At 64.4% G+C, this 16218-nt stretch carries 11 protein-coding genes; 5 read left to right on the top strand and 6 right to left on the bottom strand.

What is annotated here, in order from left to right; all coding sequences use genetic code 11:
* Window positions 1-1614 carry an efflux transporter outer membrane subunit gene (locus FQ705_RS14510; protein WP_144142051.1) on the top strand — a complete coding sequence of 538 codons (1614 nt, stop codon included), beginning with the start codon at window positions 1-3 and terminating at the stop codon, window positions 1612-1614.
* On the opposite strand, the gene FQ705_RS14505 is transcribed toward FQ705_RS14510, so the two are convergent.
* From FQ705_RS14505 to FQ705_RS14480, 6 genes are all read right to left on the bottom strand, one after another.
* The gene (locus tag FQ705_RS14505; protein ID WP_144142049.1) at window positions 1611-3647 is read right to left on the bottom strand and encodes an AI-2E family transporter; all 2037 of its coding nucleotides are present in this window, start codon (window positions 3645-3647) and stop codon (window positions 1611-1613) included. The genes FQ705_RS14510 and FQ705_RS14505 overlap by 4 nt on opposite strands.
* Window positions 3648-3691: 44 nt before the next feature.
* A complete protein-coding gene (locus FQ705_RS14500; RefSeq protein WP_144142047.1) occupies window positions 3692-3871 on the bottom strand; it encodes a DUF2934 domain-containing protein in 180 nt (59 codons plus the stop codon).
* A 114-nt stretch (window positions 3872-3985) separates the two neighbouring features.
* A complete protein-coding gene (gene glgX, locus FQ705_RS14495) occupies window positions 3986-6199 on the bottom strand; it encodes a glycogen debranching protein GlgX (RefSeq protein ID WP_144142045.1) in 2214 nt (737 codons plus the stop codon).
* Between the two features lie 283 nt (window positions 6200-6482).
* On the bottom strand, window positions 6483-6941 hold the full coding sequence (locus tag FQ705_RS14490; RefSeq protein WP_144142043.1) for a response regulator: 459 nt from the start codon (window positions 6939-6941) through the stop codon (window positions 6483-6485).
* A 405-nt stretch (window positions 6942-7346) separates the two neighbouring features.
* Entirely contained in the window at window positions 7347-9032 is a 1686-nt protein-coding gene (locus FQ705_RS14485; RefSeq protein WP_144142041.1) for an ATP-dependent DNA ligase, read from the bottom strand.
* Window positions 9029-10219, bottom strand: a complete 1191-nt coding sequence (locus FQ705_RS14480) for a ligase-associated DNA damage response exonuclease (protein WP_144142039.1) — start codon at window positions 10217-10219, stop codon at window positions 9029-9031. The genes FQ705_RS14485 and FQ705_RS14480 overlap by 4 nt, the downstream gene beginning before the upstream one ends.
* Window positions 10220-10373: 154 nt before the next feature.
* Between FQ705_RS14480 and FQ705_RS14475 the strand changes: the two genes are divergently transcribed.
* From FQ705_RS14475 to FQ705_RS14460, 4 genes are all read left to right on the top strand, one after another.
* The gene (locus tag FQ705_RS14475; protein ID WP_144142038.1) at window positions 10374-11276 is read left to right on the top strand and encodes a YihY/virulence factor BrkB family protein; all 903 of its coding nucleotides are present in this window, start codon (window positions 10374-10376) and stop codon (window positions 11274-11276) included.
* 288 nt (window positions 11277-11564) lie between these two features.
* Window positions 11565-12371 (top strand): alpha/beta fold hydrolase, encoded by an 807-nt coding sequence (locus FQ705_RS14470; protein ID WP_144142036.1) that lies wholly within the window; start codon window positions 11565-11567, stop codon window positions 12369-12371.
* Between the two features lie 4 nt (window positions 12372-12375).
* Window positions 12376-14706, top strand: a complete 2331-nt coding sequence (locus tag FQ705_RS14465) for a PAS domain S-box protein (RefSeq protein WP_144142034.1) — start codon at window positions 12376-12378, stop codon at window positions 14704-14706.
* Between the two features lie 330 nt (window positions 14707-15036).
* Entirely contained in the window at window positions 15037-16122 is a 1086-nt protein-coding gene (locus FQ705_RS14460; RefSeq protein WP_144142032.1) for a hypothetical protein, read from the top strand.
* Window positions 16123-16218 lie beyond the last annotated feature (96 nt).

The following is a 16218-nucleotide window of genomic DNA, read 5'->3' as shown; positions in this document are numbered from 1 at the left end:
ATGCGACGCCCGTTTCCCGTTTTTCGATTGTCGACGCTGTCTCTCGCGATGCTGCTTGCCGCCTGCTCGGTCGGCCCGGATTTCCACGCCCCGTCGAGCGAAGTACCCGCGCACTGGCATGATCCCGAGCGCGGCGCCAATGCCGCCAGCGCAGCCGCCAGTACAGCCGTGTCGCCCGCTTCCGCGCCCGAGGTGGCCTCGGTGCCCACGCTCGACACCGATCCCGACCCACGCTGGTGGCGCACCTTCAACGACCCGACGCTCGACGCGCTGATCGACCGCGCCGCGCGCGGCAACCTGGATCTGCAGGAGGCGGTGCTGCGCATCGTCGAAGCGCGTACCCAGGTGCAGAGCGCCGCCGCCCAGGGCCTGCCGAACGTGCGTGCCACCGGCAGTTACGAGCGCGAACAGCTCGGCGTAAAGGGCTTTCTGGAATCCGACGGCGTCTACGACAAGGTCAACCAGCTCGGCGCGCCGAACTCGCCGGTCAACGCACTCGCGCCTGGCGCGGGCGCCACGCTGCAAAACGGCGCGAACAATCTGCTCAATCAGCTGACCGCGCCGGTCAATCTCTGGCAGGCCGGTTTCGACGCCTCGTGGGAGCTCGATCTGTTCGGCCGTGTGCGCCGTTCCGTCGAAGCCGCGAATGCACAAACCACCGCCGCGGAAGAGAGCCGCAACGACGCCCTGCTGTCGCTCGAAGCCGAGGTCGCGCAGACCTATATGCAGCTACGCGGTGCACAGGTCCAGCACGATATCGCGGTGAGTCTGGTCGATCAGCAACGCGAAATCGTCACCCTGACGCAGAGCCAGGCGAAGGTCGGCCTAGCCAGCGAACTCGATGTGAAGAGCGCGGTCGCGCAACTCGCGCAGACCCAGGCGCAGTTGCCGCAATACGAGCAACAGATCGCGCAGGCCCTGAACGCGCTGGCCTATCTGGTCGGCGAAGCGCCGGGCGCGCTGGAGGCCGAACTTGCGACGCCGGCCGCCGTGCCGCCGGTGCCGCCATCCGTGCCGGTGGGCTTGCCGTCGACGCTGGCGCGCCGCCGGCCGGACATTCGACGCGCGGAGGCGAATCTGCATGCCGCGACGGCCAATGTCGGCGTGGCCGTCGCGCAGTTCTATCCCGACATTTCACTGACCGGCGAAGTGGGCACACGTGCGACGAACGCCGGCGATCTGTCGCGCTGGTCGCATCTGTTTTATTCGTTCGGGCCCAGCGTGTCATTGCCGATTTTCCAGGGCGGCGCACTCGTGTCCAATCTGCGCATGTCGAAAGCGCAGGAGGCGGAAGCGGCGCTCGACTACCGGAAAACCGTGCTGATGGCTCTGCGCGACGTGGACAACGCGCTGGCCGTCTATCGCACCGATCAGGCGCGGCGCGATTCGCTCGGCGACAGTGTGGCGGCCCAGCAGGCCTCGTTCGAACTGGCGCGCGACAGCTATCGCAAAGGTATTACGAGCTTCATCAACGTGCTCGATGCCGAGCGGCAACTGGCGCAAGCGCGCGAGCAGTACGCTCAGGGGACCATGCAGGTCAGCACCGATCTGGTGGCGCTGTACAAGGCGCTCGGCGGTGGCTGGCAGGACGCGTCCGATACGGCAGCGCGCTAGCCGTTCACCACCGCGAGGCCCTCGTCCGCTCGCGTGGTTTCGATCCGCCTGCACGCCGCCAGCATCTCCTGCAAGGTGCTGGCGTAGCATTCCGCGCCCATGGCGCTTTGCAGATCGGCGCTCCACTTCTCGGTGTCCTGCGCGGCCCACAAGCCGACCACGATCGACACGTTCGGCAAGCGCGCATGAATCCGCCGGACGAGATAGCGCAAATGCGAAGGAATACCGTCGATACGCAGATAGAGCAGGCAGACGATGTCTACATCGTCTGCCTCCAGCGTATCGATCGCGGCGCGCGACGCGGCTTCGTGCGGCAAGGTGCGCGCGCCGAAGCCGTGCTTGCCGAGCAGTTGCAGCAGGATGGTGGTCGCGAGCGGATCGAGCGGACCGCGTCCGGGAATGCAGAGCACGCGGTTCCTCGCCGGGCGGCGCGGGTCGTTCGACGGGTTCGGGTCCAGCGGTTTATCCGCTGTCGCTGTCGCATGGTTCGCCTGGTTCCTGATGACCGGTGCGGGCGCCTGCGAGGACGGCGAAGCGGCGTGGGAGTCGCCCGCCGGCGCGAGCGGAGCGATCGTGCTCACCTCGTCGGCCGATGCGGGCGGCGCGGGCACGCGGTCTTCGTAACCATCCAGGCCGTCCACCAGATCGTTGGTGGTCGACTCGATTCGCGCGAGCTGGGCAGCGGTGACGCTACCGCGCACGACGTCGTTGGCCGCGAGTTGCAGACCCATGATCGCCACCTCGTCGTAGTACGCCGACAGCGAGCGCTCGCGCAACAGAACTTCCGCCTGTTCGATCGCTTCGTCCGGGTCGCCTGCGAGGGCACGCTGGTAGAAGTTCTCGATCGGTGTCAGCGCGGGCTGATCGCCAAGCAGTACATCGAGAAACTCCAGGCGCCGGATGTGCCGCCCGAGCACCAGCAGGCACAGGGTGAGCGGTGTCGAGAGAATCAGTCCGATCGGCCCCCAGATCCAGCTCCAGAAAATCGCCGCCACCACTACCGAGAAAGGTGAAAGCCCGGTGCTGCGTCCATACAGCAGCGGCTCGACGATCTGTCCCACCAGCATCTCCACGGTCACGAACAGCGCCAGCGAGCCGATCGCCATCGCCCAGCCGGGACTGACGGCGGCGGCGAGCGCAGTGGCAAGCGTCGCGGAAATCCAGATGCCGACATAAGGCACGAGGCGCAACAAAGCCGCCAGAATGCCCCACAGAATCGGACTCGGCACGCCGATCAGGAACAGTCCCGCACCGATCACCACGCCGACGCCCGCATTCAAACCGAGTTGCGAAACGAAATAGCGGCTCAGCCGCCGCGCAGCTTCGTCCATCACCGTGGTTGTGCGATGCAGATCGCGCGAGCCGAACAGACGGATCGCGCGGTCGCGCAGATCGTCGCGTTGCAGCAGGATCACCACCATCACGACGAACACGATGAACGCGGTTTCGATCGGACTGATGGCCGGCGACAACACACGTCGCGCGAGTTCGAAAGGCGTGGGCACCGGCTCGCGGACTTCAACGGGCACGGCAGCGGAAGCCGGTGCATTGACGGACGACACCGTGTCGCGCGCCGGTGCCGAAGGCGGAGGCTCGCTCGTCGCGCGTTGCAAAGCCTGACCGGCCGCGTTCGCGAACCGGTCGAGCTTGCCGATGGTCAGGTTATGGGCGGTTTCCATCTTGTGCTCGATGGTCGCCTGATAGCGCGGCATGCCGGCGGCGAGGTCGGTCAATTGCGTGGCGATCACCGCGCCCAGCATCACGATCACCGCCACCGACATCAACACCGCGGCGAACACGGAAGCCACATGCCCGAGTCGCAGACGGCCGAGCGCGTCGACCAGCGGCGCGACCAGAAAGCTCAACAGGATGGCGAGCGTGATCGGAATCAGCACGGCGCTCGCGAAGTACAGGCAGGCCACTGCTGTTACGCCCACTGCAAGCGAGATCAGACTGTCGATGCGAAAAGCGGCCGGCGGCGCTTGGATGCGAGTGGCCGGCCGTGAGCTTCGCGGTTCGGGAAAGTCTTTCATGAGCCGCGGCGCGCTCTGCGAATAGCGAAGCAAGGCATGGGCGCTTACTTCCCGGAGACTTCGGTCACGGGGCCGCTCTCGATCGGCGGCGCTTCTTTTTCTATTTCAGCGCGGGCCTGTTCCCAGTATTCGTCCGGGGTGCCTTTGGTTTCGCCGGCCTGCTCCCACAAGTAGTAGGCGCGCGTGCGAATCTGCTCTTCGAGAGAGCCTTGTTCCAGTTCCATTTGATCACCTTCGATAAGTTTGGCGAAGACCGAGATCGGCTGCGCAACTGAAGGTGGTCGAGCAAGCGTTATACCCGGCGGCGCGAGCTCGTCAAAGCCCGCGCCGCCGCGCGATCAGGCGGCGGGAGGCGTCTCGCTTTCGTCGGTGGTGAGTTGTTCCTCGAGGCGATCGAACACGCGCTGGGTCGCGCGGGTTGGCGCATCCAGCGCGAACAGCAGCAGCGAACGGGCGGTCACCTGATAGGCGTCGCCCGCGCTGAATTGCGGCAACTCCGCGCGCACCGGCATGTTGGTGTCCAGCAGGCAAGTCCACTGCTCGCCCTCCGGAATGTCGGGCAGCGTGAAGTTGACGACGTCGTGATGCGCGTTCAGCACCAGCAGCAAGGTGGCATCCGAGGCCGGCCGCCGAATGCCGCTCGCCTGCGCGCGTCCGTCGATCACGAGGCCGAAGCAGCGCATGGAGGCGTCGTCCCATTGTTCGGGCGAGAGGTCGCCGCCGTCCGGCGATAGCCAGCGGGCGTCGGTCACGTCCAGCGCCTCGTTGTATTCTCCGATCAGAAAACGCCCGCGCCGCAGCACCGGCAGACGGTGGCGCAGTGTGGTCAGATTCTTGACGAACTCGGTGAGCGCGCGACCGTCGTCGTCGATGCCCTCCCAGTCGACCCAGCTGATTTCGTTATCCTGGCAGTACGCGTTGTTATTGCCTTTTTGCGTTCGTCCGAATTCGTCGCCCGCAAGGATCATCGGCGTGCCTTGCGAGAGCAGCAGCGTAGCCAGCAGGTTGCGTTTCTGGCGCTCGCGTTGCTGGCGGATCTCGGCGTCGTCGGTGGGGCCTTCCGCGCCCATGTTCCATGACTTGTTGTCGGAATGGCCGTCCTTGTTGTCCTCGCCGTTGGCCTCGTTGTGCTTGTCGTTGTACGAGACCAGATCGTTCAGCGTGAAGCCATCGTGCGCGGCGATGAAGTTCACGCTCGCCCACGGACGCCGTCCGCGATGATTGAACTTGTCGCCGGAACCGGTCAGGCGGGTGGCGAGATCGGCGACCTTGCCTTCGTCGCCCTTCCAGTATTCGCGCACGGTGTCGCGAAAGCGGTCGTTCCATTCGGCCCAGCCGGGCGGAAAGCCGCCCACCTGATAGCCGCCCGGACCGCAGTCCCACGGCTCCGCAATCAGCCGCACGCTGGAAAGCACCGGGTCCTGGCGGCAACTGTCGAGGAAACCGCCGCCCTCGTCGAAGCCATGGGTTTCGCGGCCGAGAATCGTCGCGAGGTCGAAGCGGAAACCGTCCACCTTCATTTCCGTCACCCAGTAACGCAGGCTGTCGGTCACCATCTGCAGCACGCGCGGGTGCGACAGGTTCAGCGTATTGCCGGTGCCGGTATCGTTGATGTAATAGCGCGGCTCGTCGGGCATCAGGCGATAGTAGGACGCGTTGTCGATGCCCTTGAACGAAATCGTCGGGCCACGTTCATTGCCTTCCGCGGTGTGGTTGTAGACCACGTCGAGGATCACTTCGAGATTGTTGTTGTGAAAGCGGTCCACCATCTCCTTGAACTCGGCCACCGAATCGTTCGAGGACGCGAAGAAACGCGGATCGGCCGCGAAAAAGCCGATCGTGTTGTAGCCCCAGTAGTTGGTCAGGCCTTTGTCGAGCAGATAACTATCGTTGACGAAAGTCTGGATCGGCATCAACTCCACCGAGGTCACGCCGAGGTTTCTGATGTAGTCGAGCACGACTTGCTGACCGAGCCCAGCGAACGTGCCACGCAGTTTCTCCGGCACTTCCGGATGACGCTGCGTAAAACCGCGCACATGGGTTTCGTAGAAGATGACGCGTTCCCACGGCAGCGCATTGCGCTCGGGGTGTGTCCACGAGAAATTCGCATCGACGACTTTGCACTTCGGCACGAAGGGCGCGCTATCGCGTTCGTCGAACGAGAGGTCGCCTTCTTCCGAATCGAGCGTATAGCCGAAGATTTCAGGTGCCCATTTGAGTTCGCCGATATGCGCCTTCGCATACGGATCGAGCAGCAATTTGTTCGGATTGAAGCGGTGGCCTTGCTCGGGTTCGTACGGACCATGCACACGATAGCCGTACACTGCGCCGGGTTTGAGGCTCGGCACGAACACGTGCCAAACCTCGTCGGTATATTCCGGCAGTTCGATTCGCTCGATCTCGTTCTCACCGGTTTCGTCGAACAGGCAGAGTTCGACCTTGGTGGCATGCGCTGAAAAAAGCGCGAAATTCACACCGCTTCCGTTCCACGTCGCGCCGAGCGGGAAAGGCGTGCCTTCCGAAATGCGCGTCGAATAAGGGGCTTGGGACATAGTATTCCTGTGGAAGCAAGAGGCGCTTACGCGCGCGATAGGCCCGTGTCACGAGGCGGCCGGTTCGGCCATCTGGCAGCAGGCTCGCTGAATTAGCAAATTCCAGACCTGGGAGAGCGATTATGTAGCGATGCGCGACGGCGGCACAGGACCGAGCGGCGTTCTGATGGGGATTGACGTCAGGACTCCCGACGCACGCTTCAGCAAGGAGCGGGCTCTCCTTCATCGCGGGCGCCGCCGGCCCGCGGCGTGATAAGCATTTTTTTCAAATCAGCCGCCGCCTTTACGGGGGGCCGGCGACATGCAGTGCGGCAGCCGACTCGAGTACTCTCAGCAAACGCTCGGGCGTCAAAGGCTTGGCGCAGTGCGCGTCGAAGCCGACCGCTCTGGCACGCGCGCGGTCGTCGCGCGAGGCGAATGCCGTGCAGGCAACCAGCAGCATATGGGCGGTGAGCGGATGTGCGCGTAGGCGGCGCGCCAGTTCCAGTCCGTCGAGGCCAGGCATCTTGATGTCCAGCACCACCGCAAATGGCTGCCATTCGCGGGCCATGTCGCACACCGCATGCGGATCTTCGAGCGAGCGGCACTCGAAACCGTCGGCGTCGAGCAGCATCTGCAGCGCTTCGGCTGCCTCGCGATAGTCGTCCACCACCAACACGCGACGATGCGACGCCATCGCATACTGGATCGGCCGCCACACCACGACGTCATCGTTCTCATCCATCCGGTCGTCGAACGTCACCCTATTCTCCTTGGCTCATTCCGCGCGCCACTTCCGGGCACCTCGGAACAGGCGCGCAAGATTCGCTCCCGTCGCGCGCACAACACTCATCGCTTGCCAGGCGTTGACTTCTATTGTGTCCAGCCGGCTTCACAGCACCGTCGCATCGCCCTGCCTCATTACCTTGTCTTAGCACCTCGTCTCATCACCATAGCTCACGCCGCGCCATCGCGCCTGCTGGTTTGCTCGTAGGACGGCGCCCGAGTCGACCGTGCCGCGCGGCGAAAACGCACTTGCACCGTGCACCACGCCCGTGGCGCGTGCATCGCGAAACTGCCGGATTAGCAGGCTATGGGGGAAAAGTGTTGGGCGTGACGAGACGCTATGTCGGGAAAACACTAACGCTTTCGCGTCGTGCTGCGCGGGTTATCCCGCACGATCGTCGATGAAGCCCTTGAGCATCGCCAGGGTGTCGGCGTCGTCGATCTGTTTATCGGTGCGCCAGCGCAACATGCGCGGAAAGCGCACGGCCACACCCGACTTGTGCCGCGGGCTCGACTGAATTCCTTCGAAGCCGATTTCGAACACCAGCGACGGCGTCACGCTACGCACCGGGCCGAATTTTTCCACGGTGGTTTTACGTACGATCGCGTCTACCTGACGCATTTCTTCATCAGTGAGACCGGAATAGGCTTTGGCGAAGGGCACCAGCGTGCGCATGCCATTCGCTTCGTCCCACACCGCGAAGGTGAAGTCCGTGTAGAGGCTGGCGCGGCGCCCGTGGCCACGCTGCGCATAAACCAGCACGGCGTCCACTGCGTACGGATCGACCTTCCACTTCCACCACGTTCCGGAAGCCTTGGTGCGGCCCACGCCGTACAGCGATTGGCGCTGCTTGAGCATGAGGCCTTCAACCCCGCGCGCGCGGCTCTCGTCGCGCAATGCTGCAAGCGTTTGCCAATCCGCTGCCTGCACCAGCGGCGAGACGCGCAGGAGATCGCGCGCCAGCGTGCCGTCGAGTTGCGAGGCCAACGCGTCGAGTTGGGCACGCCGCTGCGCTAGCGGCGTCATGCGCAAGTCTTCGCCTCGTGCTTCGAGTAAATCGTAAGCCAGCAAGGTGGCGGGCGAATCGGCGAGAATTTTCTTCGTCAATGTTTTGCGGGCGATGCGCGGTTGCAAGCGCGCAAACGGCAAGGGCGCGCTCGCGCCGGGTTCCCACGCGAGGATTTCACCGTCGATCACATGACCGTCCGGCAGCGCCGCGCCTAGGGCGGCAACTTCCGGAAAACGGTCGGTGATCAGATCCTCGCCGCGCGACCACAGCCACACGCGACCGGCGCGCTTCACGAGTTGCGCGCGAATGCCGTCCCACTTCCATTCGATCTGCCAGGCCGACGGCTCGCCGAGTGTCGCAGGGTCGGCCTGCAGAGGATGCGCGAGAAAGAACGGATACGGCAAACCGAGATCGCTGTCGTGCCGCATGTCGCCGTGCTGCGCCTCCTCACCTTGCGCGCCTTGCAGCTCGGGAGCAATCAGGCGCAGATAGCGGGCGGCGTCGGGCTTCTGTTGCGAATCGGTCCAGCCGACCATGCGCTGGGCAATGCGTTTGTGATCGACGCCGGCAACTTCCGCGAGCGCGCGCACCACTAGTTGTCTCGCCACGCCCACCCGGAAGCCGCCGCCGATCAGTTTGGTCAGCAGAAAGCGGCCGCTCCAGTCGAGTTCGTCCCAATAGCTGATCAAGCGCGTGCGCAGTTCCTCCGGAGCGACGCCGCGCAAGGTCAGCACGCGTTGCTCGATCCATTGCGTGAGGCCCAGCTCGGAGTTGCGTTGCGCGGGCGGCAGAATGTGGGCGATGGTTTCGGCAAGATCGCCGACCGCGTGATACGACTCTTCGAAAAGCCAGGCCGGCAAGCCGGCGCGCTCACGGGCGATCTCGCTCAGCAGACGGGTCGGCACCGACTGGCGCGGTTTGCCGCCGGCGAGAAAGTAGGAAGCCCACGCGGCGTCTTCGGGTTCGGCGACGGCAAAATAGCTGGTCAGCGCTGCCAGTTTGTCGTGGGTAGACGTGGTCGCGTCAAGCGCGGTATAGAGCGCGGCGAAGCGTTTCATGGGGCGCTCGCCGTTCTGTCAGCATCGGTCGGAGCGGCGGGGTCGGTGTTTCCGGCGTGGTCGGCTGGCCCCGCCTGGCCCGACGGCACGACTGATTCAGGTGGCTCCCTTTGCTCGACTGAACCAGTCGACCCGGCCGCTCCGACGGCATCGGCCTCGACGCTGTCGTCGCCGTATTGCGTGTCGAACGCGCCCGCCTCCAGTCCCTGCTCGCGCAACCAGCGCACCATAGGTTCGACTGAACCATGCGTGACGATCACGCGCCCGGCGCCGGTCGCCTGAATCGCCGTTTGCAGGCTCGGCCAGTCCGCGTGATCGGACAGCACGAAACCGCGATCGACGCCGCGCCTGCGCCGCGCGCCCCGCAAGCGCATCCATCCCGAGGCGAAGGCATCGCTGTAGTCGCCGAAACGTTTGAGCCACGCGCTACCCTGCGCGGACGGCGGCGCCACGATCAGGGCCTGCCTGAACACCGCCTTGTCTTTCGCGGGCACCTCGCCCACCAGCCCCACCGGCGGCAGGCGCACGCCCGCTTCACGATATGCGCGATTGAGCGGTTCGACTGCGCCGTGACAGAAGATCGGGCCGATGCCTGCATCGACGCTCGCCAGCACGCGTTGCGCCTTGCCGAACGAATAGCAGAACAATACCGACGCGCGTCCTTCGGCGGCGTTATGACGCCACCAGGAATCGATGCCGTCGAATACGGTTTCGGACGTGTCCCACCGGTAGATCGGCAAGCCAAAGGTCGATTCGGTGATGAAGGTGTCGCAACGCACGGGTTCGAACGCATCGCAAGTCGGATCGGGGTCGAGCTTGTAGTCGCCCGATGCGACCCATACGCGACCGGCCGACTCGATTCGCACTTGCGACGAACCCAGCACATGCCCGGCGGGATGCAACGACACGACCGTGTCACCGATGACCAGCCGCTCGCCATACGTCAGTGTTTGCAGCGTGATGCCGGGCAGACGCGACAGCAGCACGTTCGCCCCCGGCCGCGCCGCCAGATAGTGCCGATGGCCGAATCGCGCATGATCGGAGTGCGCATGGGTGATGACCGCGCGTTCCACCGGCCGCCATGGATCGATGTAGAAATCGCCTGCTGCGCAATACAGACCTTCCGGCCGCGCGATAACCAGATCCGCAGGATCGGTGTGATTAGGCTTGTCAGATGCGTTATCCAATTGAAATTCCGGCGAGCCTGCTGGTAAAGGTCTATCGGAACCTGCAAAGCAAAGTGCATTCCCGGCTCCCGGCGCGGTACTCGTGGCGCGAGCCGATGTGGCTGCATTCTTGCTTCACCTAAGCTGACGAAGCCAGTCTACGCTGCGAGGGCTCATGCAAACCATCATCGACGACCACGCGTTATATGTGGCGAAACATCCCGGCACCTTCGTGCTACAGACCCTGAAGGCGTTTCGCGCCAACCAGGGCTTGCTGCTCGCGGGTGCGGTGGCGTATTACGCGCTGCTCTCCATCGTGCCGCTGATGATCCTGATCGTCATCGCCTTGTCGCATCTGGTGCCGCAGTCCGTGCTGCTGGGCGCGCTCGGGCATCTCCTGCAATGGCTGGTGCCGGGCCAGTCCAATGCGCTCGTGCGCGAACTCGCCAATTTTCTCGCGCACCGCGCCGTGATCGGCTGGGTCCTGCTGTTGACCATGATCTTCTTCAGCTCGCTCGCCTTCACCGTGCTCGAAAACGCCATGTCGTTGATCTTCGTGCACCGCGTGGTGGTGCGGCGACGCCACTATCTGCTCTCGGCCCTGCTGCCCTATTGCTACATTCTGCTGCTCGGCGTTGGCTTGCTGATCGTAACCTTCGTGTCGAGCGGGCTGGAGGCGATCGGCGCAGCAGGCATCGATTTATTCGGCCTGCATGTTTCGCTCGAAGGCTTGTCGCGCGTCGTGTTGTATCTGCTGGGCCTGGCCGGCGAAGTGTTCGTGTTGACGTCGATCTATATGGTGATGCCGGTCGGACGGCCCTCCCTCAAGCACGCGCTGTTCGGCGGCATGGTCGCCGCCGTGTTGTGGGAGATCACTCGCCATGTGCTGGTCTGGTATTTCGCGACGTTGTCCCAGGTCAGCGTGGTGTACGGCTCGCTCACCATGGCGATCGTGATCCTCTTCAGTCTCGAATGGCTGGCTACCTTGCTGTTGTTCGGCGCCCAGGTGATTTCCCAATACGAACGCTTCGGCCTCGAATCCAGCGCGGCGCCGCAGGCGAAGATACAGACGGGTTGAACCGGAGGCCGATCCAGCAACCGATTCAACGCACGCTCAGCGCAAGTGGGTCGTCCATGCAATCAGCATGGCGAGCGTCATGAGCCCTGGAGGTGCCGCCGCGCATGGAACTCGACGCCCCGCACACCGTCGAACGCAGTCCGCGTGGTGTGTCACTATCGCAAGCCGATAACCGGCGCATGCCGGCACAGCTTTGCGCCAAGACTGCGGTAACATTCCCGACAATGCCGGGAGACGACCGCCCGGCGCCATCGTCACGTGATTTCCCGCCGGCCTCAGGACTCGACAATGAGCATCACCCAGCGCAACAACGTACGGATTTCCGGCAGCGGCAAGCGAACCATGGTGCTGGCACACGGTTTCGGTTGCGATCAGAGCATGTGGCGCCTGCTGGCCCCTTCGTTTCACGACGACTACCGGACCGTGCTGTTCGATCACGTCGGCAGCGGCGCGTCCGAGCTGGCGGCCTACGACTTCCACAAGTACGATTCGCTGCGCGGTTACGCGGACGACCTGATCGAGATCATCAACCACGTCGCACCGCCGGAGCCGGTGGTGTTTGTCGGCCACTCGGTGAGTGCGATGATCGGATTGATCGCCAGTCTGCGCGCGCCGCATCTGTTTGCCGCGCACATCATGGTGGGTCCCTCGCCGTGCTACGTGAACGACGGCGACTACGTCGGCGGCTTCGAGCGCGAAGACCTGGAAGACCTGCTGCACACGCTCGAGGGCAACTACCTGGGCTGGTCCAGCAGCATGGCGCCGGTCATCATGGGCGCGCCGGAACAGCCCGAACTCGGGGTGGAACTCACCAACAGCTTCTGCCGCACCGATCCCGAGATCGCCGGACAATTCGCGCGCGTCACCTTTCTGTCCGATCATCGCGCTCTGTTGCCACGGCTCGCCGCGCCCACGCTGATCCTGCAATGCAGCGACGACATCATCGCGCCGCGCGCGGTCGGCGAGTACATGCAGCGGACCATCCCGGGCAGCACGCTGCATGTGATCGACAACGTCGGTCATTGTCCGCACCTGAGTTCTCCCGGCGCGAGCGCAGCGGCCATGAGCGGCTTTCTCGCTCCGCTCGGGCTGTAACGCAATGCAAAGCACGGACCGCTCGCTCCCTTGCGCCGATGCGCTTTTCGAGCACGCCGCCTGCGGCCTGCTGGTCGCCGATACGGACGGCCGCATTCTGCGCGTGAACGCCACTTTCTGCGGCTGGCTCGGCTATGCGAGCGCCGAACTCGCCGGCACCCGCCGCCTCCAGGACTTGCTGAGCACCGGCGGCAAGGTGTTCTATCAGACGCATTGGGCGCCGCTTCTGCAGATGCAGGGGTCGGTGGCCGAGGTCAAGCTGAACATGATGCATCGCGACGGCCATATGGTGCCGATGCTGCTCAACGCGGTGCGCCGGCGTCACGGCGACACCAGTTATCTCGAAGTGGCGGTGCTGATCGTCGCGGATCGTCACAAATACGAACAGGAGTTGCTGCTCGCGCGCCGCAACGCGGAGGCCTCGGTGGCCGCACATCAGCTCGCGCAGCGCGAGTTGCAGGAAAGCCGCGACGTGCTGAGCCTCGCGATGCGCGGCGCGCGTATGGGCGCGTGGTCGCACGAGCCGAAGTCGGGCAAGTTCTGGTGGAGCCGCGAACTCGAAGCGCTGGCCGGTTACGCGGAAGGACGCTTCGCCAATACGCCGCGTGGCTTTTTCGAACTGATTCACCCCGGCGACCTGCTCGCGCTCAACGAAGCGGTCGATCATGCCGTGCAAAGCGGCGACGACTACGTAGCGGAATTCCGCTTCATGCATGCAAGCGGCGACTGGTGCTGGATGGAAGGACGCGGGCGCGCCACCTACGACCGTCACGGCGAACCGACGACGATCTACGGGCTCGGCCTCGACATCACCGAGCGCAAGGAAGCGCAGACCGTGCTGTTGCGTCAGGCGGCGATCTTCGAGCACTTGAGCGATGCCATCGTCATCACCGATCTGCGCGGCAATGTCACCGACTTCAACGGTGGCGGCGAACGCATGCTGGGCTATCGCATGCGCGAAATTCTGGGCAGCCCGGTCGCGACCTTCCTGCCGCCCGAAGACGCGCTGCGTATTCGCCGCGAAGCACTCGCCGCGCTGGCCGCCGACGGCACCTGGCGCAGCGAGTTGCCCTTCGTGCGTCGCGACGGTTCGCGTGGCGTCTGCGAGACCGTCGTCAAGCCGCTTGCCAACGCGCGCGGCGATATTTACGGCGCGGTCAGCATCAACCGCGACATCACCGAGCGCAAGCGTGCCGAGCAGCAGTTGAAGCGGCTCAATCTCGAACTCTCGAAAGCCGATCGCCGCAAGGACGAATTCCTCGCCACGCTCGCGCACGAGCTGCGCAATCCGTTGGCGCCGATGCGCAACGTGCTTGAAATTCTGCGCATGAAAGAGTTCTCCGATCCACAGCTGAGCTGGTCGCGCGATGTCTTCGACCGGCAATTGCAGCACATGACGCATCTGGTGGACGATCTGCTGGAAGTGTCGCGCATCACCCAGGGCAAGCTCGAACTGCGCAAGCAGCGGCTCGAACTCGCGCGAGCCATGCAGTCGGCCATGGAAGCGGCACGCTCGACCGTGCAGGCTTCCTCGCATCACCTGAGCGTGACGCTGCCGCGCGAGGCGCTGTATCTCGATGCCGATCCCACCCGTCTGTCGCAGATGATTTTGAATCTGCTCAACAACGCCGCCAAGTACACGCCGCCGGGCGGCAACATTTCGCTCACGGCGGAGCGCGAAAACGGCGAGGCGGTGATCGTGGTGCGCGATTCGGGCATCGGCATTCCGCGCGAACACCTGAACAGCGTCTTCGAGATGTTCTCGCAACTGGCGCCGGCGCTGGATCGCTCGCAAGGCGGTCTCGGCATCGGGCTCGCGCTCGTGCGTGGGCTCGCGGAACTGCACGGCGGCAGTGTCGCGGCATTCAGCGGCGGACCGGGCACCGGCAGCGAGTTCGTGATTCGCCTGCCGCTGTCGAAGCACAGCGCCGCGCCAGCAGATCGCGCCTTACCCGAGGTGCCGCACGCACGCGGCTTGCGCATCGTGGTCGTGGATGACAACGCGGACGCCGCCGACAGCCTCGCCATGGTGCTCGAACTCGAAGGCCATGAGGTGCGCACTGCCGGCGACGGTCTGGCCGGTCTCGAACTGATCGCCTCATTCGCGCCGCAAGCGGTGATTCTCGACATCGGCCTGCCGTTGCTGAACGGCTATGAAGTGGCGCGGCGGATTCGCCGAGGCGGCCACGACACCGGCATTCTGCTGATTGCGGTGACGGGCTGGGGGCAGCAGCAGGACAAGCAGACCGCCATTGCAGCCGGCTTCGATCATCATTTCACCAAGCCGGTCGATCCGCGGGAGTTGCAGCGCGTGTTGAGTCGCCACCGGGTTTGAAGCGCGCGGGCGCGCTCGATGCACTGGCCCGCCATTCATCAGCCGCTCCTTTCATGCACCTCGCTATCGCATCTGCCGCCCTCGTTCGTGCCGCCGCCCAGGCGCGGCTTCATGCTTGACCAAGCGTGTAGCAGCGGGCAATAAAGTGTGGGCTTCTGCAAATCTTGCAACGTTGCGGCAATTCTTCCACGCGGTGGCGTCGGCCGCCACCGACGCCTGAAGCGGCATTGGTAGGGAGAAAGCGCGTTTGAACGCGCAGCAGGAATGTGATCTGCTATCGCCGTTGCGGGCCCATTCTTCAGCGGATTACCGTCCGCTCGTCTCGTCGTTATGATCAGAACCGCTTCTGTCGCCGCAGCCTTGTGCGCGGCCTGCCTGACCTCAGCCTGCGTGCATATCGGTCCTTCCCGCCTCAAAGCCGACCAGGTCGACTACGCGAGAGCACTCGGCGACGCGAAGAAACGCGAGATTCTCGCCGCGGTCGTCGGTCTGCGTTATGGCGACGCCCCGGCGTTCCTGACGGTCAGCAGCATCATCGCCGCCTATACGTTCGACACCACGGCGGGCGCCACCGCGAACGCCGGTTCGGGCAGTCAGCCGAGCTACGCGCTCGCGACCGGCAGCGTGTCCTACTCGAATCATCCGACCTTCACTTTCTCGCCGACCACCGGCGAAGCGTTCGCGTCGGCCTACATCAGGCCGCTTGCGCCCTCGCTGGTCCTGCCGCTGGCGGAAGGCGGCATACCGATCGATCTGCTGTTGCGCATCACCGCACAATCGGTGGGCGGCCTGCAGAACGGCAACGCACTCGGCGGTGAAAACAGCGCGGGGGCGCCGGGCTTTTTCGAATTGTTGCAGGCTTTGCGGCGCCTGCAACTGGCAGGCGAGTTGAACGTCGAATCCCGTCAGGCCGAAGCCAAAAGCGGCGCGATGGGCGTGTTTCTGGTGATGGGCGCGACCACCAGCGGCGACTCGCCGCAAACCGCCGCCGATCTCGCGCAGGTGCGCAAGCTGCTGCATCTGTCGTCGACGACCCGGACCTACGAGATCGTTTACGGGCCGTCGTCGGCCTCGAAAAAGGGCGACCGGATTCCAATGGTCACGCGCTCGGTGCTGGGCATTCTCACCGACCTCGGCGCACAGGTGCAGGTGCCGGTAGCACGCATCGACGATGGCTCGACCAAGCCCACCGTGGGTCTGATCGGCGGCGAAACACGCCCGACCATCATCGTGCATTCGGCCGATAAGCCGCCCAGAACGGCCTACGTGATGATCGACTATGGGCCGTCGACTTACTGGGTCGATCGCAACGACTTCGACTCGAAGTACGCCTTCACGGTGGTGCAGAATCTGATGGCACTGGCCGAGGCGGATACGAGCAGCAAGGCGCCGGTGGTGACGATCCCGGCGAATTGACCGACGCAGGCGCCAATAAAAAACCAGCGGTGCGAGGAAGCACCGCTGGTTTTTTTACTTCAGGACGCCCTGCTTTTTTCAACAGGGCCTCGCCGG

The sequence above is a fragment of the Paraburkholderia sp. BCC1884 genome (assembly GCF_900996225.1).
Classification (GTDB): Bacteria; Pseudomonadota; Gammaproteobacteria; order Burkholderiales; family Burkholderiaceae; genus Paraburkholderia.
The sequence above is the reverse complement of the archived record's forward strand: the minus strand, read 5'-3'. Positions and strand labels throughout refer to the sequence as shown.